A 20,441-nucleotide genomic window follows, 5' to 3' on the forward strand; every position below is an offset into this window, starting at 1 on the left:
GGTCACCAGTACTGCACAGGGCGGGCGATGCCCGGTCGGCATTCGAGGGTGTATTCGGCGATGTCGACGCCGTAGTGGGTCAGTCCGCAAATCCATACGCCGTTGGGCTGTTTGTTCAGGGTGACCAGCGAGCGGTCGGCCAGGTAATCCAGCTCGCGGCGCACTTCGAGCTGGGTGGCGTCCGGGTAGATGCCCTGGATGGTGGACAGCACCACGGCTTCATGCGGGTCTACCGGGCGCGACGTGTTGAGCGTCAGCAGCAGATACCAGCGCAGCGACTCGCGACGCGCCTTGGCGGGATCGATGTTCATTCACGCGCTCCTTTGAGCTGCACGTTTTCAAGCTTCACAGCCAGGGCATCGAGCTTGGCCTCGATCACGGTCTGGTTGCGGACGTAGTCTTCGCGGCGGACGTAGTGCAACGGCATGTCGGCTTGCAGACGGAGGAAGTCCATCTCCAGCTGGCGGACACGCTCGGCCTCTTTGTCCATCGCGGCGAAGCGGCCATCGAGCCGCTTTTCCAGTTGGCCGAGCAGCAGCTTCATCAGCCCGGCAAAGCCGCTGAGAATGCCCACGGCGATGCTGAGCAGTTGCCATACCGGCAGCTCGACAGTCATTTCCACCCCCGGCAGCGCTCAAGTCGCGACTTGCAGTCAACGCAGAGCACCACACCTGGAATGGCAAGGCGGCGGGCTTCGGGAATCTCCTCGCCGCAGTTCTCGCAGTACTCGGCGGATGCACCGGCCGGCTGCTGCTGTTGTGCCAAAGCGGCCGCAATGGCAGCAGCTCGATGCGCGTCCTCGCGCTCGCTGGCGTAGTCAGTTACGTCCATGGGTTTCCCAATCGATCAGGAGGTTGAGCTGCTTGCGGATGACCGAGCACTGCTCGGCGTTGCGCACATGGTTGGTCAGGAGTTCGGTGCGGCCGATGCCGGGGGCGACGAGGTCGTCAGGGGCTCCGGCTCCGAGGGTCGTAGCAGCAACTCCGCTGGCGCCAGAGTTGGTTGGCACTGAGGCGCTGGCGGCGATTCCGCTGGCTTCGTTCCACACGCGGACAAAGCCAGTGGTAAACACGCAAGCAGGCAGAGGCTCGGCAGGCGCATCGAGCGCTGCGCGGTATAGGTCGTTGACACGGGCGATCTCTCCGATAAGTCGGTCGGTTGTTTTGCGGCGTTTGTCTTTCTCGGCGGCCAGGTCGGCGGCGAGCTGGTTGCCGCGAGCCTGTTCGTCGCGGAGCTTTGCAGCGGCGGCTTCGGCGGCCTTCTGCCCGGCCTCGGCCTGGGCTTGCTTCTCGGCGGCGTACTCGGCACGCAGCTCGGCCAGCGCGCGGTTGCCATCCGCCTGGGCGGCTTCGTGCCCGTCGCTGTATCCGTTTGAGCGGATCGCGGCGACCAGCAGCACGCCGAGTGCGATGGGCACCAGCACGCCGAGCACTTGCCATAGGCGGTCCAGGTTCATTGGCACACTCCATTGCCCCAATCGGCGGCGATGTAGAGCGGTTCCCAGCGCCGCAAGATTCGGCGCGGGTAGTCGCGGTTTTCCTTGAATGCGGCGGCCGAGCGGCCTGCGTTGTAGCGCTCGACCGAGCCGAACCAGACGAGCTGATCGGCGCCTTTTGCCGATGCTCGCTTGCGGTCGCGGTTCAGCCAGCCGAGGCCGCCGTTGTAGGAGGAAAGGACCATGGCGCCCTGCTCGCAGGGCGTACGGGCCTGGATGCGATCAGCCAGCCAGCGGTCGTAGCTGACCAGGGCCTGCATGGACCAGGTGGGGTTGTACGGCTGCACGTTGCCTAGCGCGTCGGGGAACACCTCACCCAGCCATGTGGCGGTCGTGGGCATCACCTGGCCCAGGCCTTGCGCACCGGCGCTGGATTTGGCATCGAAGCGCCAGGCGCTTTCCTGGTGGATTTGCGCCGCGAAGGTGGCCACGGGGGCGTCCAGGCCCCACTCGGCCTGGGCGATCCGCGTCAGCTCGCGGCGGTAGCTGTCCGCCTGGGCGGGAATCACCCCAGCCACCGCCAACCCCGCAAGCAGGGCATGGGCAACCAGGCCGGCACCGATGATCAGCACGCGCATGCTCAGAGCCCCAGCGTCAAACCGAGGACGCAGGCCAACACGATGACGGCGCGGCGCATCCACGATGCGGCAACGCGCATCGAGCTGCCTTGCTCGTTCGGGCGGCCACCGGGAAACAGCGCGCGGTCGAGCCAGTAACCGAGCGTCACCGCGAGCGTGACCATGCCGACCTTGTAGAGCACGACCGGCATTTTGGTCGGTGCGATGGCGGCGAGCGCCACCAGCAGGCAGAGGGTGACGAAGGTCCAGAAGGTCATACGGGGCGTGCGGTGACGCCGTTGGGTACGGTTCATGCGGGTACTCGCTGAGTGATGGAAGCGCGGGCGGCTGCCAGCGCCTGAGCGGCGACCTGGGGATTGCCGCGAGATGCGGACGGGGCGACGTAGCGGCCAAGAGCCGGTGCTGCCGGCTTGGCCGCAGGACGCAGGCGGTCGCGTTGCTTGATGAAGTGCGCGCGGCGTTCTTCTTCGGCTGCTACATGGCGCAACGCTTGTTCGCGCCAGTCAGCCGGGCACAGGGCAATGGCCTGCGCACGCTGCTCGGGAAGAGCGGCGGCGAGAATCAGCGCAGCGAATGCACGGGGGGAGCTGGGTTTCGAGGACATGGCGCGAACCTGCCGGTGAAGAAGTACCGGGCTAGATTCGCGCTGGAGGGGGTGTTGCTGAGTTTCTTAAAGGCACAAGAAAAAGCCCCGCATTGGCGGGGCTTTAATCGCTACTGAGGCAAATGTATGAGTGGGGCCAACGTGAGCACAACCCATACGACTAGGGGCGCTTGGTTGCCTCCTGTACGCCGGGACCGGTTATAGAGGTAGCCAGGAGTCAAAAGGCTCCACCAGATCGAGGGGGAGTTAAGGCCGGCTTTCCTGAGCTGCTGAATGTCCAGGGCGCATAGGCCGATCACGATCAGCGCAAACACGAGAGTCAAGCCAGACAGCGCGTCCATACCGAACCAGGCCAACGGTGAAAAGGCTATCGGCCATAACCATGCATCCACGCCTGCGCTTCTCTTCAGCGTCTGTACTTCGGACATCAATGAACACTCCCTGTGGGGTCATCGAACCCGAACAAATCGGGCTCGTTGCGGCGATGCAAGGCACGTTGACGGGCGATGATGTCATAAATCGTTGGCGACGCCAGCCGGTACTTGCGCACCAGCTCGGGGGGCTGGACGTTGTGCTCGCGCCATTCCCGGAAGATCGCCGCGTCGCGCATGGCTTTCTTCAGCGCGTCACCGCGAGGCAGATAGATCACCGAGCCGCCCATGGTGTCGCAAATAGCGAACACGACGGAGCGCGCCAGCTCCGGCACCAAGTCGAGTTGATTGGGCAGCCGAATACGCAGTTCTGCCTCGGCAATCTCGCACATCTCTTTCAGCGTGCCTTCCCAGCGGTGCATCACGGCTGGGTCTTCCATGTGGGCCAAGACCTTGGCCGGATCGAGCCGGTCGCTGTCATCCTCGAACAGTTGCTCGTTCATTGCTTCCTCCCATTTCGGCGTGCGTCGTAGCTAAGCGCAGCAACAAGGCGACGCAGCTGATCAGCGTCAAGCCATTCCACCCGTTCGACCTGGAACATCTTCTGCGCCATCCCATCCGCATATGCCCACGGCCGGTTGGCTTCAGCGAGAAACGCTTCCACCTTACCCATCAGTGCCTTTCGGTCTGGCGCCGGACGTGGCGCGGCACGCCCTTTGGCACTTGCCTTCGGCTTCCAGCCTTGGCGCTCGAACTCAGCCAGCACCGTGCCGACCTGGCGCGGCGTCAGCTTGGTCGACGAACTGACGCCCGCGACGCGCTGTAGCAGCGCGCGGTAGGTGTCGTCGTCCAGGCCAAGCTGGCGCCGGGCGATTTGTATCTTCTTCAACCCTATGCTCATCGTTGTAGGTTCCTCGGATCGAGCGCGCTGACAAACCCGGCCGGATCGAGCCGGGCCATGCGCCCCAGATAGTGAATGCCGAGGGTCAGCACCTCGGCTTCGGAGCACTCGGCGGCGGTGCGCATCAGGTCGATGTCCGCACGTGTTCCACCGTAGATTTCCATTTTGAGTGTCTCGGCCTGCATGGCTTCGCGATGCCGAGCGGTACGTGCACGCCGCGCCGCTTGGCGCTCGCGAGCGAGGCGACGACTTCGCTCGGCCTTGGTTTCCTCGGTCATGCCACTCGCCCCAGCAACGTTGCTGCCATCGAGCACACGTCGGCGGCATAGAGATAGCGTGGCGACTCGGCCTCATAGCCCGGTTCGAACGAGTCCATGACCGCATACCCAAAGCAGGGGTAGTGGCTTGGTTCGGCTGGGACGTTGTAGTGAAAACGAACGGAGACGCCGGCAAGGCCAGCGACCCAACGCTCCCAATCGGCGCGGTTGTGGAACAACTGCATGTATCCCTCGGCTGCTCATCAGTACCGGGCAACCACGCCCGGCAGACCGCCCCAGTTACCCAGGGCGGTTTCGCTCAGGTCAGGGCCAGCGGCGCTTCGCCGTCCACGCCATGATTCAGCCGCACGCCGTCCGCTGCACAAATGCCCATCGCTGCATCGTTCAGGCTGCGGGCGCTCAACGCCTTGCCTTTACCGGCGTTCCGGTCAATGGCAGCGCCGGTTGTCAGTTCCGGGTGGTGCCGCTCGATATACGCGGTGACGGCGGCAGATGGCGCCGCGCTGGCAAAATCCTGGACCTTCCTGCGAACGGACCAGACCCAGGCGTTACAGAAAACGTCCGCACGCTTGGTCTTGGTAGCCGGCTTGCAGCGTTTGAGATGGTTGCCGATGAAGTCACGGCGCGCATGACGGACCTGCCGCAGCAGCACCGTCATTGCGTAGGCAGCAACTTCAGCAGCCTCGCCAATGAAGCTCCAGTCACCACGCCCGGCGAGGAAGATGATCCTGCAGGCGTAGGAGCTGGCGACCGTGTTGGCAAGCCCTGCCTCCCAGATCGGAGGGTTGATCTTGGAGCCGCTACGCGCGCCATGTTCATGCACGTCTGCCATCGCGACATCTGCCTGACCGATGCCAAATTTCTCCATCAATGCGCGAGCCTGGCGCAGGGCGGCCGCCGCTTCGTTCGGGCTGTCACTTGCGGCGAGGCGCAAGCATTTCTTGATCTTGTCCAGGGCTTTGCTTTGATCCATTTCGTCCTCGGGCGGCTGCTCATCAGTACCGGGCAACCACGCCCGGCAGACCGCCGCCGGCCTTTCGGCCGGGGCGGTTTCGCATCAGTGGATCGTCGGTTTCGTCTCGGCCAGCTCGCGCACTGCCTGGCAGGTATCGCAGCCACAACCGATGTGGCAGACAGCAGAGTGGAAAAGGCCATCAGGTGCGGGAATGCGGGAGACCAGGCGCGCCTGGTTCATCATGGCCATTGCGAGGCGGCCCGCCTTGGTGTCGACGCCAGCACCATTCAGGCTGATGGTCACAACGCCGTGTTCGTTATCGTCTTCAAGGGTGATCTGTAGCTTTGCCATGGAGTACTTCCTGCTCTCAATGTGGTGGTGGTGTTGGTTGGCGAGCGTCATGTCGCGCTCTTAATCAGGTTGTTGCGTGTCAGGCACCCAGCGCCCTGAAGCCGGGCTGGTCGATTTGATCGAGCTGCTGGATGAACTGCGCCAGGGCAGTCAACGCGCCGCGCTCGCTGGTGCTTTCACGCATGCCGGGGACAATTAGCGTGTTGCTGTCCACCTCGACGATGGCCGTTCCGGCAAGCACCTTGGCCAGCACGGCCTTGTTGCCTCGGGCGATCCCGAATGCACCATCGGGAATTGCTGCGCCGAACTTGATGGAGGCGTCTTTGTTGCAGTAGGCAATGACGTTCATGACGTACCTCTAGTGAAGGGTGATCGCAGTGGGTTCGGGCTCCGCACGCACGCTGGCGATGTCCAGCGGGATCGGCTCGTACTGGTCGGTATCGCCGACGCGCTCGTACATGCGGATGTAGCTCTTCGAGCCGACGACCTGGATGGCTTCGCCGATGGCGGTCATTGCCTTCTGCCAGCGCGGGTCGGTGATCTCGATGCGGCGCAGAGCAAGCACGCGACCAACGCTGATTTCGCCCGCCTTGTCGGCGCGGAATGCTTCGTTGACGATGACCCGAAGTTCCGAGCGGGCCTCGGTCAGCCAATCATCGACGCACTCAAAGATCAGCGCGCGGGCGGCCTGGAGGCGCTCGTCAAAGCGGATGCTGTCCTGCACCGCGTGGACGATCTTGTAGCGACCGTCGAAGCTGAACAGCGTGACGTTGCCCTTCTTTCCGCCCAGGTTTGCGCCGTACTGCTCGGCGGACAGGTCCACGAAAGCGCGGATGTCACCGAATGCCGAATGCTTGAATGCGGCCAGCACCTTCGACACGGCCTGGGCTTTACGCACTAGGTCGAGCACCAGCTCGTCACGCGCCAGGTCGATGGGTTTGATTCGGTCCAGCGGAACGAGGCTGCCTTTTGCGTCCTCGCGATAGCCTTCTCTGATGTTGCTCATTTCGGGTGTTGCTCCGTAGTGGGTTGGACTCGTTTCAGGCCTGCGAGGATCTCGGCGATCTTTTGCCGGCCGTTGTGGCGTTGTTCTTCCGTTTGTGCCGGTCTAGACAGTGCGGGCGGCCGCTTGCGGCCGGGGAGTTCGCGCATCAGCCGAGCCGGAGCCGGCCAGCGCTCGCAAGTGGCGAACAGCGTGCTGAAGGCCGACCGGATACGCGGAGCGTCCTGCTCTGCGTCCCATTCCCGACCCTTGCTCATCGCGACCAGCCAGATGTCGAGCGTGTGCGTGATGGCGTCAGCAGCCGGGGCGCCGTCGAGGCGCAGGGCGACAAGGCCCTGCAGCCCGGCGATAACCTCGCGTTCCAGCCACTTCTCAGCCATTCATGCGCTCCTGCAGGGCCGCCATTGCTGCCGTGGTCTGGCTCTGCGGGCGGGCGGCCAGGCGCGGCGCTGCGTCCTGCACGACCAGCCCAGAAGCCGGAGCCGGCTGGTACTGGCTCATCACCTGGTACAGCCAGCCGTGGCCCTTCAGCGGGGTGACCAGCCGACCGCTTTCGCGGGCGGCCAGTGCCTGCTCGATGGTCCACACCCAGCAGGCCGGGGGTGCGTCGAAGACCTGGCCGCCGCGCTCGATCCGCTGCGCCTGCACATCAGGCAGCAGCTCGCCGAGCAGTTTGGCGACGCGGTCAAGCGTCAGCTCGCGGGTTTCCGGACGGAACAGACCGAGGTAACGCACCAGGGTATTGCCAAGCGGACCGCTCAACTTGAACGCCACGCCCAGCGCCTCGCGGGCGCCGTCGTGGGCGATCAGGGCATCGAGGCTCAACGTAGTGCCGCAGTTCGGGCAGCGCGTGCGCATCAATGCACCCTCCAGTCGGCAGGCCGCGCGGCGCTGATCGGCTCGCGCCACTCAAACGTGACGCCCTGGTAGACGATCCGATATCGCGTACTGCCTGCGCTGCACCCTCTGGAAAACCCCTCCATAGGGATGAACGCGGAAACAATCCAAGCGTCGTTCGGGTCGATCACGATGCGGTTTCCGATTACGTCGGTTTCCAGCACCTGGACCTTCAGGCGGCGCAAAAGACGGGCTGCGCCGTTGATGGCGGCGAGCTGGTTTGCCAACGCGACGTTGAGCACCTTCAGCGGGGTGCGGTCAGTGGACAGTTGCATTGCCGGCTCCGGAACAGGTGGGGTTGATCGGGCAGTTCTGGCAGGCCAGCCACTGCCGCATGGCGCGCGGGTTGTGCGTGGGCGCCGGGCGTTCGCGGTAGCTTTGGCACTGCTCGACCGTAACGATCTCGCCGACTGCCACGCACTCGATGCGGCCAAGAACATCCATCACCCGGCGCTCCACGCCTGCGGTGCTGGGGGATGAGTACTTGTTCGCCAGCACCAGGCTGACTGCCGTGCGGCTCATGCCGATGCGCTCGGCAGCTTTGGTGCGGTCGCTGGCGGCCACCTCGGCGGCCAGCAGTTGGACGAACAGCGGCGGCTGAGTGCCCCAGCAAGAAAGATCGACGTTCATTGCAGAGCCCCCGAAGTAGCAGGTGCCAGTTCAAGCTGAGTGCGCTCGATGAGATCACGGGGTGCAATGGCGTCGTCCCGCCAGTCGTCAATGCGCAGCCACTCGGCGAGCAGGTTGCGCAAACGTTGGCTCTCGGCCTTTGCCCATACGTCCTCGAACGGCTCGCTGAGCCGATTCGCCGCCTTGGCGTACACCACCCGCCCAAGATTTGGATCGAACACCTGCAGCGACTCCATTTCGTTCACAACAGGCGGGCACGGGCCGGTGTAGCGGCTGGGCTTGAGCTGGTAGGTATCCGGCTTGCGGCTGGTTGCGCCTTTGATGCGGACGAGATAGCCGGCTTCGGTGAGAGCCTTCAGGTAAGCGGCGACTTTGACCTTACTGATCGATACCTTGCCCACATTGGCGGCAGCCATTACATCGGCAACGGTCATCTCGCCGCCCATGATCCGAAGCGTCCGCCATACATTCTCGATGGCCAGGTGCTCGGTGGTGCGCTCGCCTTTGGCGTTCAGGCGCGGGTGGTCGACGCCCTCGTCTCGAACCAGGCGATAGACCATGCACTTCCTGCCGTCCGCTTCGATAACCTCGACAACGCTGGCCAGCGTCAACGCCTTGAGGTACGCCTTAATGTCGCTCGGCATTTGGCCGGACCGGCGAACGATGTCGTGAACCGAAAAGCTCTCCCGCATGATGCGGATGGCTTCCCAGATGAATTGCCGCACCGCCTTGCCGCTCACCACGGCGCTGGTGCTGGTGACTTTGCGGAGCATCAATAGACCCTCCGAGCCGGCGCCTCACCCGTAAACCAGCCGCGCTGCCCCCAGATTGCGAGGTCTACGCGGTCGACCATCATGGCCTCAGCTTCGGACTTGACCTTGTAGAGGTTCACGGCTACGCGGCGCAGGCAGCCTTTGGTCGCCTTGCTCAGGTCGGCCAGAAGGTCGTCGCCGAACACGATGCCGGGATAGCTCTGCTCTGCCAGCTTGCGCACGTCGTCCAGTGTGGCGGGTTGGGCAGGCACCCATTCCAGCACGCGGTTGTGCAAGCGCTCCAGGCGTTGGAGGCTGGAGGGCACCCGTTCCTCACCGATCAGCACGATGGTGCCTTCGCTGGCGTTGTAGATATCGGTCAGGATGTTAGCCAGCGCTTTGTCGAGCAGGTATTGCACGTCGTCGACGATCAACGGACGCCCCGACGTAGAAAGCTGGACGGCGATCTGGTCGATCATTTCCGACATGGTGCGGGCCGGTAGGATGCTCAGCTCGCGAAGCACCGCCAGCAGGAAGGCCTTCTTGCTCCAGGTGTCTCGGCATTCCACGTAATAGGCGCGGTGCAAGTTGGCGGCAAAGGCGGCGGCGGCCGACTTGCCGTAGCCGCTCGGGCCGTACATGGCAATCAAACCGGGCAACCCAGCCGGGCGTGCTTGGGCGCGCCCTAGCGCACCAGCCAGCAGGCCTACGTTAGTCAGTGGAACAATCTTCGATACAGACATTGCGTTTCTCCTTGTTGGCCACTCCCCAGCAGCCGTGAACTCAAGCGCGGGCTTGTTCGCTCGCGCCTTCAAAAACCTGTTTCATCACCGCGTATTCCGGGCGACTCGGATAAAGCTCCCACCACGTTTTTTCATCCCCGCTCAGCGTCTCTCCGGCCTTGACGCGTGCACTGATCGAGTTCCAAAGCCGGTAGCGAGCCACGTCGTCCCCCGGCACCTGGAACACCTTCTCGTGCGTCATCAGGGCGGCGGCATATTGCTGGGCGGCGCTGAGCTGTTCCGGTGCCAGTACGGCCGAGGCGGCGGTGGTCGGCGCGATCATCTCGACGCGCTGCCCGGTAAGCGTTTCCAGCTTGTCCACCGCGCGCCTCATTTGGCCCTGCATGCGTTTTTCGCGGCCCATCTCCAGCATGGTTTTCGGCATGTAGTCGGTGCTGTTGCCATCGAGCAGCGCCTCGCCGATCAGCTCGCCGTCTAACGTGTGTGCCCAGACCCTCGCAGCATCTCTAACGTCGTACGCCAAGCGAATTTCTTGTCCATGAAAGTCGCGTAGGGCATCGAGGAAATAGGTGTTCCCAGCCCATGCAATTTCGCCCCGGCGGGTCTGGCGGACCACTTGCGGGCGCATCAGTGAATCGACCAGGGCGGCGGGCGCCGCAAGCGGTTCCCAGCCGGCACCAATAGCGGCCTGCCAGGCTTCGTTCGGCGTCATGTGCCGAAGGGCGCCTGTTGTGTCACGGGTTTTGCCGAGGGCACGATGCGGCGTGTTGTTGTAGTTCTCGATTTCCGCTTCGAGCCCGGCCATGAACTCGCCGAAGGTCGGGATCAGCTTGGTGGTGCCAGCCTCGCGCAGTTGCTTGCGGCTGATTCGATGCACCTTGGTGCCCGCGTGCTTGTCCATGTCGGCGCCGATGTAGCTGGGCAACTTCTTGGCGGCGCGCACCCAGATGGTCTGGTGGCTGCGCTCGGACAGGCCGCGCGCCTGGCTGTTGTAGGGCAGCGAATGGGTCATGCTGCCACCGAGCCGATCCACTACTTCGCGCACGGTGTCATTGGCGAAGCCCGAACCGTTGTCGACGTAGAAGATGGCGAACATGCACTTGCGCACCGCATCGCGCAGAGCGTCGAGCACGCCGATGGTGGACTCGGCTTCACCGACCGATACGCCCACCGCGCGGCGGGTGGCGACATCGAGCACGGTGGTGATCTCTGGCCGGTACGGCTTGCCGGTCAAGGGGTTGAGCACTTCCGCATCGAACTTGTGACCGTCCGCCGTGTACACGTCGCCGGGGTACAAATTTTTGGTCGAGCGGCGGCGGAACGGTTGCAGGGCTTTGAGTTCCTGCGGCGTCATCCGTCCCGTGTTCAGCGCCTCCGGCGACAGCTTCTTCAGGAAGCGCTGCACGGCGTGGATGCTGGGCAACGCGCCATCGTAACGGGCCGCGAATTCGGCATAACTGGCGGCGACGCTCGGTTTGGTCGGGCGCTGGAAGCAGCGCATGAATGCCGGCAACCAGGCAGGCACGTCCAGACTCGGACGCTGGCGAAGGGGCGCGAGGCCGGCTTCGCCTTCGGCGCGGAAGGCAGCGAGCCAGCGCTTGAGCGTGCGTTCTGACAGCGAGCGGTCGCCGCACTTACGGTCGTTCGCGCTCTCGACCCTTTCCATCAGGTAGGGGCTCAAGCCGTTATCGCGGGCCAACGCTACCAGCATGCTGATGGCGCGCTTCTGCGACCAAACGTTGCTCATGCGCTCGATCTCACGCACAAACGCCAGCCTTGCGGCCATGACCCGACGTTGCTTTTCATTGAGGCGTGACGCCGATTTGGCGTCACGCTCGCCCGAAAGCTGCGCCCCCACTGGCGCCGCTTCGGGCGCCGCAGCCACCGATACCGATTGAGCCAACAGCGCTGCCTGCGTCTCCTCCGGAAGCTCGGTTAATGGATACTCGGTGGCTTTGGAACCAGGGCGCTTGCGCCCATTCCAAGCAGCCTTACCGCGCATTTGAATGGCGCGCTCAGAACTCGGCATCCCAGGCAACCCGGCAAGCTCTTTAGCCGTAAACCAACCTTCGTTGTTCATCGATCTGAACCCGTTATGTGTTCTTGGTAATAAGCGTTAGACTTCTAGCCATTTTCCGAAGGGCTTTCGGTACGGCTTGGCCTTTGTCTATGCGGGGTGCCATTGGAGTCCCAGCGCTCGGGCCAGATATGGAACGGCTCAAGCTCAAGTGTCTTAGCTATCTCTAGCTCCATGCGTGGATACGGCAGGCGCTTCACGTTGTGCATAGCGTTGCGTTCAACCCCAAGTTTTCTGGCTAAGTCAGAGAGGGAAGAGCCATGGGCACGGAGTTGGAACTTGATCCATTCCCAACGTAGCGCTGGGTCCTTCGGAATTTCGTTACTTGCCTTCATTTTTTGACTTCCTGTTGCCACTTTCAGAGTGGTTTTTTAAGGGCTTCTAACGTTCCCTTGTGAATAGGCTAGTCATTTACCGAAGGACAGGCAACCGAAAACGGCAGGTTCTTTTGCTGATTTCTGGATTTGCCTTGCCGATTTCGGCTAAGTAGATGTTTTTTAAACAGATTTCTGGAAAGCGAAAATCCGTTCAGGCGATGAACGGCGCTTCGCTTTCCCAACTGCGGAAAACGAAATGGCCGAAAGCGAGAGCCTTGATAAATTTGCCCAAAGCCTGGGAGAGAGAATCCGCGAGTGCGCGGCGCTGGCAGGCAGCGGTGAAGAGCTGTCACGGCGAACTGGGATTCCCCGAAGCACTCTTGAGTCGTACCTCAATGGGGAAAGCGAACCGAAGGTGTCGCGTCTAGTGGCGATTGCTCACTCGGTCAATGCTGACCTGGAGTGGCTGGCGACTGGAGTGATGCGGGTCGCGCCGCCGCCCGAGGACTCGGACACCTACGCCTATATCCCGCTGTATGACGCTCGCGTGAGCGCTGGGCATGGCGCCTGGAATGAAAGCGCTCGGGTGCTTACCAAGCTGGCCTTCACGCGCTACAGCCTACGGAAGAAGGGCTTGGAGGTGGCGCAACTTGCGGCGTTCAGGGTAGATGGGGACTCCAACGAACCGATCCTCAGCGACGGCGATACCGTGATGGTCGACCTGCGTAGGAATGACATGAGGGGGGACGCGATGTACGTCATCAACCTGGGCGGTCACCTCTTCGCCAAGCGGCTCCAGTTGCAGTTCGAAGGCGGCCTGCAGGTGATTAGCGCAAACCCTGCGTACCCTCCGGTTCACGTACCGAAAGAACGCCTGAATGAGCTGATACTGATCGGCCGCGTGGTCTGGGCCGGCGGCTGGATGATTTAGGAAGCCCGAGTGCCAAAAAGCCCGCTATATGCGGGCTTTTTCGTATCTGCTGCCTATCACCGCGCCCTGCACCTGTTTGGCACCATTTGGCACCGGCATCGCCCAGCAAGCCCGCGTCGTTCCTGGCTTGTTCGGTTTCTTCCGGTTTCTTCCGCCTCGTTTTCCCTTAGTGCCAAAGAGAACACCCCCTCACACATCGGCCCATCGTCAGCCGAGAGGCATCGTGGCGCGCGCCTCCACTCGGGAATTCCCAATCACCCCACCGCACCCGTAGAATTGCGACACGTTCTTATTTGCGATCTTTTCCAGGAGGCGGGATGTCCACGGTATTTCCCGAACCGGCGTCCCATGCGCAGCTCGGTGCGCTCTATCAGGACCACCATGGCTGGCTGCAAGCCTGGTTGCGGCGGCGGCTGGGCGATCGCGAACGGGCGGCGGATATCGTCCAGGACACTTTCCTGCGCCTGCTGGTGACGCGGCGCCTGCCCGGCGTCGGCGAAGGCCGCAGCTACCTGGCGCAGATCGCGCGCAACCTGGTCATCGACCAGTGGCGGCGCCAGCGCATCGAACAGGCCTACCTGGAAAGCCTGGCGGCGCTGCCGGAGCCCGAAACGCCCAGCCTTGAAACACGTGCCATCGTCATCGAGACCCTGCTGCGCATCGACACCATGCTCGACGGCATGCCGCCCAGGGTTCGCGAGGCCTTCCTGCTCTCGCAGTTCGAGGGGCTGACCTACCCGCAGATCGCCGAACGCCTGCAGGTCAGCGTCAGCTCGGTGCAGAAGTACATGATCCGCGCGATCCAGGCCTGCTATCAGGTGCTCTACGCCGAATGAAACCCGCCACCGATCGTCCCATCGCTCCCGCCATCGTCGAGCAGGCCAGCCACTGGCTGATGGTGCATTGGGGCGGCGAACTGGATGGCGCCGCGCAGCGCCGTTTCGCCGCCTGGCAGGCCGCCGACCCCGAACACCAGCGCGCCTGGCAGCGCCTGCAGCGGCTACAGGGCACCCTGGCCGGCGTGCCCGCCGAGATGGCCTGCACGGTGCTGCGCGAGATGCCCGACGCGCGGCGCCGGCAAACCCTGAAGCTGCTCGGCATGCTGCTGGTGGCCGGCGGCAGCGGCTACTTCGCCCAGGCGCAGTTGCCGTGGCGCGAGACGCTAGCCGATCTGCGCAGCGGCACCGGCGAACGCCTGCATCGCGAGCTCTCCGACGGCAGCCGCCTGGACCTGAACAGCGGCAGCGCGGTGGACATCCTGTTCAGCGCGCGCGAGCGACGCATCCGCCTGCTGGCCGGCGAGATCCTCCTCAGCAGCGGCCATGAGGCCATCGCGCCGTATCGCCCGCTGATCGTGGAAACCCCCAGCGGCGACGTGCAGGCGCTGGGCACGCGCTTCTCGGTGCAGGAAGTCGACGGCGGCACGCGTGTCGGCCTCTACCAGGGCGAACTGGAAATCCGCCCACGCCACGGGGCGGTGCTGCGCCTGCAAGCTGGCCAGGCGCTGTGGTTTGGCGCCGATGGAGCGGGCGCGGTACAAGCCGCGGACCGCAACGCCATCGCCTGGAGCGAAGGCCGGCTGGTCGCCGAACGGATGCCGCTGGGCCGGTTCATCGCCGAACTCTCGCGTCACCGCCCCGGCGTGCTGCGCTGCGATCCGGCAATCGCCGGGCTGGAGCTGACCGGCGTTTTCCCGCTGGCCGACACCGAGCGCGTGCTCGCTGCGCTGCAACAGTCCCTGCCCGTGGAGGTGCACAGCCTGACGCGCTACTGGGTCACCGTCCGCCCCCGCGTCTGAGACGGGGCGACGGAGGTTGGCGCGGCGGCCTGTCACAAAAAATGTCCCGCCGATTGACGCTTTTCCCGGCTCGTTCGGGATACCTCTTGAATTCAATCAAGAAGCATTCTCAAGAGGATCAACAGGAATGCCGCATCGCCCCTTACAACGCTCGCAACTGAGCCGTTCGATCACCCCTGCCCTGTTCGCCAGCCTGCTGGCCGCCACCCCGCTGCTGGCATCGCCCAGCGCCCTGGCGCAATCCGCCGCCAGCGAACAGGCGCGCGGCTACGCCATTCCGGCCGGCAATCTGGACCAGGCGCTCAACCGCTTCGCCAGCGAAGCCGGCATCCTGCTCTCGGTGGACTCGCGCCTGACCGCCGGCAAGAGCAGCCCGGGACTCAGCGGCAGCTACACGGTGAACGACGGCCTCGCCCATTTGCTGGCCGGCACCGGTCTGCGGGCGACCCGCGCGCAGGGTAACTACGCGCTGGAGCTGGCGCCCGAAAGGAGCAGCGCGCTGGAGTTGGACGGGATCAACGTCAGCAGCAGCGGTCTCTCCGACACCACCGAAGGCAGCGGCTCCTACACCACCGGGCAGATGCAGACGGCGACCAAGCTGCCGCTGTCGCTGCGCGAGACGCCGCAATCGGTGACGGTGATCACCCGCCAGCGGATGGACGACGAAGGCATGACCACCATCGAAGACGCGGTGCGCAGCACGCCGGGACTGTTCGTCGATAACTCCGGCGGCGTCGCCAGGACGTCCTTCACGTCGCGTGGCTTCGCCGTCAGCACCCTCATGTACGACGGCTTCCCGACCAGTGTCCTGACCTACATGCCCAACGCGACGGCCAACCTGGCGATGTACGACAGGGTCGAGGTCGTGCGCGGAGCGACCGGCCTCACGCAGGGCGCGGGCAATCCCTCCGCGGCGATCAACCTGGTCTACAAGCGCCCCACCCCGGTGTTCCAGGGTACTGTCAGCGCCAGCGCCGGCAGTTGGGACGACTACGGCATCACCGCCGATGTCGGCGGACCGCTGAACGACGACGGTACCCTGCGGGGGCGCGTGGTCACCACCTATCAGGATGCCCAGAATTTCCGTGATGCCGTGGAGGAGGACCACAACCTGTTCTATGCCACTGGCGAGGCGGACCTGAGCGCGAACACCACGCTGACCCTGCGCGCCTATCGGCAGAAGAATCACACCAACTTCTTCTGGGGCGGCCTGCCCCTGGCCGCCGACGGCGGCCACCTGCACGTCCCGCGCGACACCTTCCTCGGTAACGACTGGGAGTACCTGGACGACCGCACCGTCGGCGTGTCCGGCAACCTAGAACACCGCTTCGACAACGGCTGGACGCTGCGCGTGGCGGCCCTGCATGCGGATACGGACGACGACGCGCTGGCCAGCTCGATCTGGAACTCGCGGCGCTATCTGTGGGCGCAGACCATGGAGCAGGAAGAAAACGGCCTGGACGTGTTCGCCAGCGGACCCTTCCAGCTGCTGGGGCGCGAGCACGAACTGGTGGTGGGCGCCAGCAAGCGCCGCCTCGAATACACCCTTGGCGACTTCGGCGGCGGTTACCTGCCGGGCACTGTCGACCCGTACAACTGGAATCCCCGCGGCAACCCGAAACCAGCGCTGGCCGTAAGCTCGGCCTCCAGTACCGATGTCACCACCCAGGACAGTGCCTACGTGACCACGCGCCTGAACCTGGCGGACCCGCTCAAACTGATCCTCGGCGGTCGCCTGGACTGGTACGACTACGACGAAGATGATGGCGACGCCGGCGACTACAAGGTGGTGCGCAATGTCACCCGGTATGCCGGGCTGATCTACGAACTGGACCAGCACCACTCCGTGTACGCCAGCTACACGGATATCTTCCAACCACAGACCGCCAAGGACATAAACCGGCAGGTGATCGAGCCCATCGTGGGCGAAAACTACGAGATCGGCCTGAAGGGCGAGTATTTCGACGGTGCCCTGAATGCCAGCATCGCACTGTTCCAGATCGACCAGACCAACCGCGCGGTCGCCCTGGACGACCAGTCGGGATGCCCCACCTACCCCTCGGAATCCTGCTCCGAGGCCTCCGGTCTGGTGCGCAGCAAAGGCATCGAACTCGAAGTGCAAGGAGCGCTCACGCCCAACTGGCAGATGGGCGCCGGCTACACCTTCGTCGATGCCACGTACAAGAAGGATGCCGACCCGACTGTGGAAGGCACGCGCTTCGACACCTATTCGCCCAAGCAGATGTTCAAGCTGTCGACCCTGTACACCTTGCCCGGCGAGCTCAACCGCTGGCGCGTCGGTGGCAACGTCTACCAGCAAAGTCGCATCTACAACGAGGCCAAGACCAACGAACAGCGCGCTTATGCCATCGCGGATCTGGTGCTGGGCTACCAGGCCACCCGCCAGCTCGACCTGCAGCTGAACGTCAACAACCTGTTCGACAAGACCTACTACCGCAGCATCGCCACCAGCACCTGGGGCCCGTACGACATCTACGGCGACCCACGAAACGTCAAGCTGACGGCCAGGTACTCGTTCTGACCGCGAAAGCGCTCGCCGGATCGGGCCGCCGCACCTCGTAGGGTGCGCCATGCGCACCTTCCGTGGCCCCAGGTCGTAGGGTGGGCTTCAGCCCACCATTGCCAACCCGCCTCGGCGGGCTGAAGCCCACCCTACGCTTGCTCCTGGCGAACTGGCCCCTGCAACTCCCCGCGCAACCACTCGGCGAGGCGTTCGGCGCGGCGGTCGTTGCGCCGGGTGGGCACCCAGAGCGCCAGCCGCGCCGGCGTTTCGACGAAGCCCCAGGGCGCGGCCAGGCGCCCGGCGGCGAGATCGTCGGCCACCAGTTGCTGCGGCGCGATGGCTACGCCGAGGCCGGCCACCGCCGCTTCCAGCAGGTAATAGAGATGCTCGAAACCCTGCCCCAGGCGCAATGACTGCTCGTCCAGCCCCTGCGCGCGCGCCCATTCCGGCCAGGCCTGCGGACGCGAGGCCGTGTGCAGCAACGGCTCGCCCAACAGGCGCCCCGCAGCAGCCGCCTGCAGGTCGGCGAAGCGCGCATAGCGCGGGCTGAGCACCGGGCCGATGCATTCGCGGGCCAGTTCGTGCACCTGCATGTCCGCCGGCCAGGGTGGCTCGGCGAACAACAGCGTGGCGTCGACGTTGGGGCTGCGCGGGTCCAGCTCACCCTGGCTGGTGGACAGCTGCAGCCGCAGCTCCGGCAGCTCGCGGTTGAGCCGGTCGAGGCGCGGAATGAACCAGCGCACCAGCAGGCTGCCCGGACAGCCGAGCACGAACGGCCGGTCCACCGCCGCCTGCCGCAGTTCGGTGCAGACACCGCGCAGGCGCTCGAAGGCGTCGGAGGCGGCATCGCGCAGACGAACGCCCGCTTCGGTGAGTTTTACGCCGCGCCCTTCACGCACGAACAGCGCCAGCTCCAGGTGTTCCTCGAGCGCGCGGATTTGCCGGCTGACCGCCCCATGGGTGACGTGCAGCTCTTCCGCTGCCTGGCTTACGCTCTCCAGGCGGCCAGCGGCCTCGAAGGCGCGCAGGGCATTCAGCGGCGGAAGGTCTCTGCTCATATTCGTGATTTTTCCTGACAGGTTGAGGCGATCTTATCGCTTTTCATCCTGGCTCACAGCGGTAGCATGTGAGTCACCCTCTCCCCCAGCCCCTTTCTCGCACGAGAGAGGGGCGCCAAACAGGAGCTCCCCATGACCTCATTCCGCAACGGCCCCGATGCCAAAGGCCTGTTCGGTTCGTTCGGCGGGCAGTACGTCGCCGAGACGCTGATGCCGCTGATCCACGACCTGGCCGCCGAATACGAGAAGGCCAAGCAGGACCCGGCCTTCGCCAAGGAGCTGGCCTACTTCCAGCGCGACTACGTGGGCCGGCCGAGCCCGCTGTATTTCGCCGAACGCCTGACCGAGCACTGCGGCGGCGCGAAGATCTACCTCAAGCGCGAGGAGCTGAACCACACCGGCGCGCACAAGATCAACAACTGCATCGGGCAGATCCTCCTGGCCCGGCGCATGGGCAAGAAACGCATCATCGCCGAGACCGGCGCCGGCATGCACGGCGTGGCCACCGCCACCGTGGCCGCGCGTTTCGGCCTGCAGTGCGTGATCTACATGGGCACCACCGACATCGATCGGCAGCAGGCCAACGTGTTCCGCATGAAGCTGCTGGGCGCCGAAGTGATCCCGGTCACTGCCGGCACCGGCACGCTGAAGGATGCGATGAACGAAGCCCTGCGCGACTGGGTGACCAACGTCGACTCCACCTTCTACCTGATCGGCACCGTGGCCGGTCCGCACCCGTATCCGGCGATGGTCCGCGACTTCCAGGCGGTGATCGGCAGCGAAACCCGTGACCAGATGCAGGCCCAGGAAGGCCGCCTGCCGGACTCGCTGGTCGCCTGCATCGGCGGCGGCTCCAACGCCATGGGCCTGTTCCACCCGTTCCTCGACGACCAATCGGTGCAGATCATCGGCGTCGAAGCGGCCGGCCACGGCATCGCGACCGGCCAGCACGCGGCCAGCCTGAACGGCGGCGTGCCCGGCGTGCTGCACGGCAACCGCACCTTCCTGCTGCAGAACGACGACGGCCAGATCATCGACGCGCACTCGATTTCCGCCGGCCTCGACTACCCCGGCATCGGCCCCGAGCACGCCTGGCTGCACGACATCGGGCGCGTCGAGTACACCTCGATCACCGACAAGGAAGCGCTCGCCGCCTTCCACAAGTGCTGCCGCCTGGAAGGCATCATCCCGGCCCTGGAAAGTGCCCACGCGCTGGCCGAAGTGTTCAAGCGCGCCCCCGGCCTGCCGAAGGACCATCTGATGGTGGTCAACCTCTCCGGCCGTGGCGACAAGGACATGCAAACCGTCATGCACCACTACGACGAACAGGAAGAACATATATGAGCCGCCTGCAGACGCGCTTCGCCGAGCTGAAGCAACAGAATCGCGCCGCCCTGGTCACCTTCGTCACCGCCGGCGACCCGGACTACGCCACCTCGCTGGCGATCCTCAAGGGGTTGCCCAAGGCCGGCGCCGACGTGATCGAGCTGGGCATGCCCTTCACCGACCCGATGGCCGACGGCCCGGCGATCCAGCTGGCCAACATCCGCGCCCTGGCAGCGAAGCAGGACCTGGCGAAGACGCTGCAGATGGTCCGCGAATTCCGCGTCGAGGACTCGACCACGCCGCTGGTGCTGATGGGCTACTTCAACCCGATCCACAAGATGGGCGTCGAGCGCTTTATCGGCGAGGCACTGGAAGCCGGCGTCGACGGCCTGATCGTCGTCGACCTGCCGCCGGAACATAACGAAGACCTCTGCGACCCTGCGCAGGCCGCGGGCATCGACTTCATCCGCCTTACCACCCCGACCACCGACGACAAGCGCCTGCCGACCGTGCTCAACGGCAGCTCCGGGTTCGTCTACTACGTCTCGGTGGCCGGCGTCACCGGTGCCGGCTCGGCGACCCTGGAACACGTCGAGCAGGCCGTCGCCCGCCTGCGCCGCCACACCGACCTGCCGATCAGTATTGGCTTCGGCATCCGCACCCCGGACCAGGCGGCGGCCATCGCCCGCCTGGCCGACGGCGTGGTGGTCGGCTCGGCGCTTATCGACCGGATCGCCAAGGCAGAAACCCCGCAACAGGCTGTGGACGGCGTGCTCGGCCTCTGCGCCGAACTGGCGCAAGGTGTGCGCGGCGCGCGGGACTGAAGTCATAGTGAATCAGCCGCTGGCGGAG

Annotated in this window: 29 protein-coding genes and 2 other RNA genes; 7 read left to right on the forward strand and 24 right to left on the reverse strand. The window is 64.6% G+C overall.

Annotated elements, in window-relative coordinates; translation table 11 throughout:
- Window positions 1–2: 2 nt before the first annotated feature.
- From QMX85_RS06960 to QMX85_RS06985, 6 genes are read right to left on the reverse strand one after another with little or no spacing between them, the layout of a single operon-like run.
- Window positions 3–311 (reverse strand): hypothetical protein, encoded by a 309-nt coding sequence (locus QMX85_RS06960; protein WP_282339404.1) that lies wholly within the window; start codon window positions 309–311, stop codon window positions 3–5.
- Window positions 308–616 (reverse strand): hypothetical protein, encoded by a 309-nt coding sequence (locus QMX85_RS06965; RefSeq protein WP_282339405.1) that lies wholly within the window; start codon window positions 614–616, stop codon window positions 308–310. Before QMX85_RS06965 ends, QMX85_RS06960 begins: the two co-directional genes overlap by 4 nt.
- The gene (locus QMX85_RS06970) at window positions 613–831 is read right to left on the reverse strand and encodes a TraR/DksA C4-type zinc finger protein (protein WP_282339406.1); all 219 of its coding nucleotides are present in this window, start codon (window positions 829–831) and stop codon (window positions 613–615) included. Before QMX85_RS06970 ends, QMX85_RS06965 begins: the two co-directional genes overlap by 4 nt.
- Window positions 818–1,456, reverse strand: a complete 639-nt coding sequence (locus tag QMX85_RS06975; RefSeq protein WP_282339407.1) for a DNA-packaging protein — start codon at window positions 1,454–1,456, stop codon at window positions 818–820. The genes QMX85_RS06970 and QMX85_RS06975 overlap by 14 nt, the downstream gene beginning before the upstream one ends.
- Window positions 1,453–2,073, reverse strand: a complete 621-nt coding sequence (locus tag QMX85_RS06980; protein WP_282339408.1) for a transglycosylase SLT domain-containing protein — start codon at window positions 2,071–2,073, stop codon at window positions 1,453–1,455. The genes QMX85_RS06975 and QMX85_RS06980 overlap by 4 nt, the downstream gene beginning before the upstream one ends.
- Window positions 2,074–2,075: 2 nt before the next feature.
- On the reverse strand, window positions 2,076–2,366 hold the full coding sequence (locus QMX85_RS06985) for a putative holin (RefSeq protein ID WP_282339409.1): 291 nt from the start codon (window positions 2,364–2,366) through the stop codon (window positions 2,076–2,078).
- Between the two features lie 143 nt (window positions 2,367–2,509).
- On the opposite strand from QMX85_RS06985, the gene QMX85_RS06990 reads away from it, so the two are divergent.
- Window positions 2,510–2,794, forward strand: a complete 285-nt coding sequence (locus tag QMX85_RS06990; RefSeq protein ID WP_282339410.1) for a hypothetical protein — start codon at window positions 2,510–2,512, stop codon at window positions 2,792–2,794.
- 310 nt (window positions 2,795–3,104) lie between these two features.
- Here the strand turns inward: QMX85_RS06990 and QMX85_RS06995 are convergent, their stop codons facing one another.
- The 17 genes from QMX85_RS06995 to QMX85_RS07075 all read right to left on the reverse strand — a co-directional run bounded on the left by QMX85_RS06995 (window position 3,105) and on the right by QMX85_RS07075 (window position 11,638).
- Window positions 3,105–3,551 carry a Mor transcription activator family protein gene (locus tag QMX85_RS06995; protein WP_282339411.1) on the reverse strand — a complete coding sequence of 149 codons (447 nt, stop codon included), beginning with the start codon at window positions 3,549–3,551 and terminating at the stop codon, window positions 3,105–3,107.
- Window positions 3,548–3,949, reverse strand: coding sequence for a regulatory protein GemA (locus QMX85_RS07000; RefSeq protein WP_282339412.1), 402 nt, complete (start codon window positions 3,947–3,949; stop codon window positions 3,548–3,550). Before QMX85_RS07000 ends, QMX85_RS06995 begins: the two co-directional genes overlap by 4 nt.
- Window positions 3,946–4,227: a hypothetical protein gene (locus QMX85_RS07005; RefSeq protein WP_282339413.1), complete on the reverse strand. Its 282-nt coding sequence runs from the start codon at window positions 4,225–4,227 to the stop codon at window positions 3,946–3,948. The genes QMX85_RS07000 and QMX85_RS07005 overlap by 4 nt, the downstream gene beginning before the upstream one ends.
- Window positions 4,224–4,451, reverse strand: a complete 228-nt coding sequence (locus tag QMX85_RS07010; RefSeq protein WP_282339414.1) for a hypothetical protein — start codon at window positions 4,449–4,451, stop codon at window positions 4,224–4,226. Before QMX85_RS07010 ends, QMX85_RS07005 begins: the two co-directional genes overlap by 4 nt.
- Window positions 4,452–4,456: 5 nt before the next feature.
- An RNA gene (locus QMX85_RS07015) (hammerhead ribozyme type II) lies at window positions 4,457–4,527 on the reverse strand.
- Window positions 4,526–5,200, reverse strand: a complete 675-nt coding sequence (locus tag QMX85_RS07020; RefSeq protein ID WP_282339415.1) for a DUF2786 domain-containing protein — start codon at window positions 5,198–5,200, stop codon at window positions 4,526–4,528. The genes QMX85_RS07015 and QMX85_RS07020 overlap by 2 nt, the downstream gene beginning before the upstream one ends.
- A 9-nt stretch (window positions 5,201–5,209) precedes the next feature.
- An RNA gene (locus tag QMX85_RS07025) (hammerhead ribozyme type II) lies at window positions 5,210–5,285 on the reverse strand.
- Window positions 5,285–5,584: a hypothetical protein gene (locus QMX85_RS07030; RefSeq protein ID WP_282339416.1), complete on the reverse strand. Its 300-nt coding sequence runs from the start codon at window positions 5,582–5,584 to the stop codon at window positions 5,285–5,287. Before QMX85_RS07030 ends, QMX85_RS07025 begins: the two co-directional genes overlap by 1 nt.
- Window positions 5,585–5,612: 28 nt before the next feature.
- Window positions 5,613–5,882 carry a hypothetical protein gene (locus QMX85_RS07035; RefSeq protein ID WP_282339417.1) on the reverse strand — a complete coding sequence of 90 codons (270 nt, stop codon included), beginning with the start codon at window positions 5,880–5,882 and terminating at the stop codon, window positions 5,613–5,615.
- Between the two features lie 9 nt (window positions 5,883–5,891).
- Window positions 5,892–6,539 carry a DUF3164 family protein gene (locus QMX85_RS07040; protein WP_282339418.1) on the reverse strand — a complete coding sequence of 216 codons (648 nt, stop codon included), beginning with the start codon at window positions 6,537–6,539 and terminating at the stop codon, window positions 5,892–5,894.
- The gene (locus QMX85_RS07045) at window positions 6,536–6,916 is read right to left on the reverse strand and encodes a hypothetical protein (RefSeq protein ID WP_282339419.1); all 381 of its coding nucleotides are present in this window, start codon (window positions 6,914–6,916) and stop codon (window positions 6,536–6,538) included. Before QMX85_RS07045 ends, QMX85_RS07040 begins: the two co-directional genes overlap by 4 nt.
- Window positions 6,909–7,394, reverse strand: a complete 486-nt coding sequence (locus tag QMX85_RS07050; protein ID WP_282339420.1) for a hypothetical protein — start codon at window positions 7,392–7,394, stop codon at window positions 6,909–6,911. Before QMX85_RS07050 ends, QMX85_RS07045 begins: the two co-directional genes overlap by 8 nt.
- Window positions 7,394–7,708 carry a hypothetical protein gene (locus QMX85_RS07055; RefSeq protein WP_282339421.1) on the reverse strand — a complete coding sequence of 105 codons (315 nt, stop codon included), beginning with the start codon at window positions 7,706–7,708 and terminating at the stop codon, window positions 7,394–7,396. Before QMX85_RS07055 ends, QMX85_RS07050 begins: the two co-directional genes overlap by 1 nt.
- Window positions 7,692–8,063 carry a hypothetical protein gene (locus tag QMX85_RS07060; RefSeq protein ID WP_282339422.1) on the reverse strand — a complete coding sequence of 124 codons (372 nt, stop codon included), beginning with the start codon at window positions 8,061–8,063 and terminating at the stop codon, window positions 7,692–7,694. Before QMX85_RS07060 ends, QMX85_RS07055 begins: the two co-directional genes overlap by 17 nt.
- Complete coding sequence (locus tag QMX85_RS07065) at window positions 8,060–8,836, reverse strand: hypothetical protein (protein ID WP_282339423.1); 777 nt, start codon at window positions 8,834–8,836, stop codon at window positions 8,060–8,062. The genes QMX85_RS07060 and QMX85_RS07065 overlap by 4 nt, the downstream gene beginning before the upstream one ends.
- Window positions 8,836–9,558, reverse strand: a complete 723-nt coding sequence (locus QMX85_RS07070; protein ID WP_282339424.1) for an ATP-binding protein — start codon at window positions 9,556–9,558, stop codon at window positions 8,836–8,838. Before QMX85_RS07070 ends, QMX85_RS07065 begins: the two co-directional genes overlap by 1 nt.
- Before the next feature lie 40 nt (window positions 9,559–9,598).
- Window positions 9,599–11,638, reverse strand: a complete 2,040-nt coding sequence (locus tag QMX85_RS07075; RefSeq protein WP_282339425.1) for a Mu transposase C-terminal domain-containing protein — start codon at window positions 11,636–11,638, stop codon at window positions 9,599–9,601.
- Between the two features lie 570 nt (window positions 11,639–12,208).
- Here QMX85_RS07075 and QMX85_RS07080 point away from each other — a divergent pair.
- The 4 genes from QMX85_RS07080 to QMX85_RS07095 all read left to right on the forward strand — a co-directional run bounded on the left by QMX85_RS07080 (window position 12,209) and on the right by QMX85_RS07095 (window position 17,223).
- A complete protein-coding gene (locus QMX85_RS07080; protein ID WP_282339426.1) occupies window positions 12,209–12,883 on the forward strand; it encodes a S24 family peptidase in 675 nt (224 codons plus the stop codon).
- A gap of 317 nt (window positions 12,884–13,200) precedes the next feature.
- Window positions 13,201–13,719, forward strand: coding sequence for a sigma-70 family RNA polymerase sigma factor (locus QMX85_RS07085; RefSeq protein ID WP_282339427.1), 519 nt, complete (start codon window positions 13,201–13,203; stop codon window positions 13,717–13,719).
- Window positions 13,716–14,681 (forward strand): FecR domain-containing protein, encoded by a 966-nt coding sequence (locus QMX85_RS07090; RefSeq protein ID WP_282339428.1) that lies wholly within the window; start codon window positions 13,716–13,718, stop codon window positions 14,679–14,681. Before QMX85_RS07085 ends, QMX85_RS07090 begins: the two co-directional genes overlap by 4 nt.
- 127 nt (window positions 14,682–14,808) lie before the next feature.
- Entirely contained in the window at window positions 14,809–17,223 is a 2,415-nt protein-coding gene (locus tag QMX85_RS07095) for a TonB-dependent receptor (RefSeq protein ID WP_282339429.1), read from the forward strand.
- A 131-nt stretch (window positions 17,224–17,354) separates the two neighbouring features.
- Here the strand turns inward: QMX85_RS07095 and QMX85_RS07100 are convergent, their stop codons facing one another.
- Window positions 17,355–18,263, reverse strand: a complete 909-nt coding sequence (locus QMX85_RS07100) for a LysR family transcriptional regulator (RefSeq protein WP_282339430.1) — start codon at window positions 18,261–18,263, stop codon at window positions 17,355–17,357.
- Window positions 18,264–18,395: 132 nt separating this feature from the next.
- On the opposite strand from QMX85_RS07100, the gene trpB reads away from it, so the two are divergent.
- Window positions 18,396–19,607 (forward strand): tryptophan synthase subunit beta, encoded by a 1,212-nt coding sequence (gene trpB, locus QMX85_RS07105; RefSeq protein ID WP_090224577.1) that lies wholly within the window; start codon window positions 18,396–18,398, stop codon window positions 19,605–19,607.
- Complete coding sequence (gene trpA / locus QMX85_RS07110; RefSeq protein WP_282339431.1) at window positions 19,604–20,413, forward strand: tryptophan synthase subunit alpha; 810 nt, start codon at window positions 19,604–19,606, stop codon at window positions 20,411–20,413. The genes trpB and trpA overlap by 4 nt, the downstream gene beginning before the upstream one ends.
- Window positions 20,414–20,441: the final 28 nt, after the last annotated feature.

The organism is Pseudomonas sp. PS02288 (genome assembly GCF_029959715.1).
Classification (GTDB): Bacteria; Pseudomonadota; Gammaproteobacteria; order Pseudomonadales; family Pseudomonadaceae; genus Pseudomonas_O; species Pseudomonas_O kuykendallii.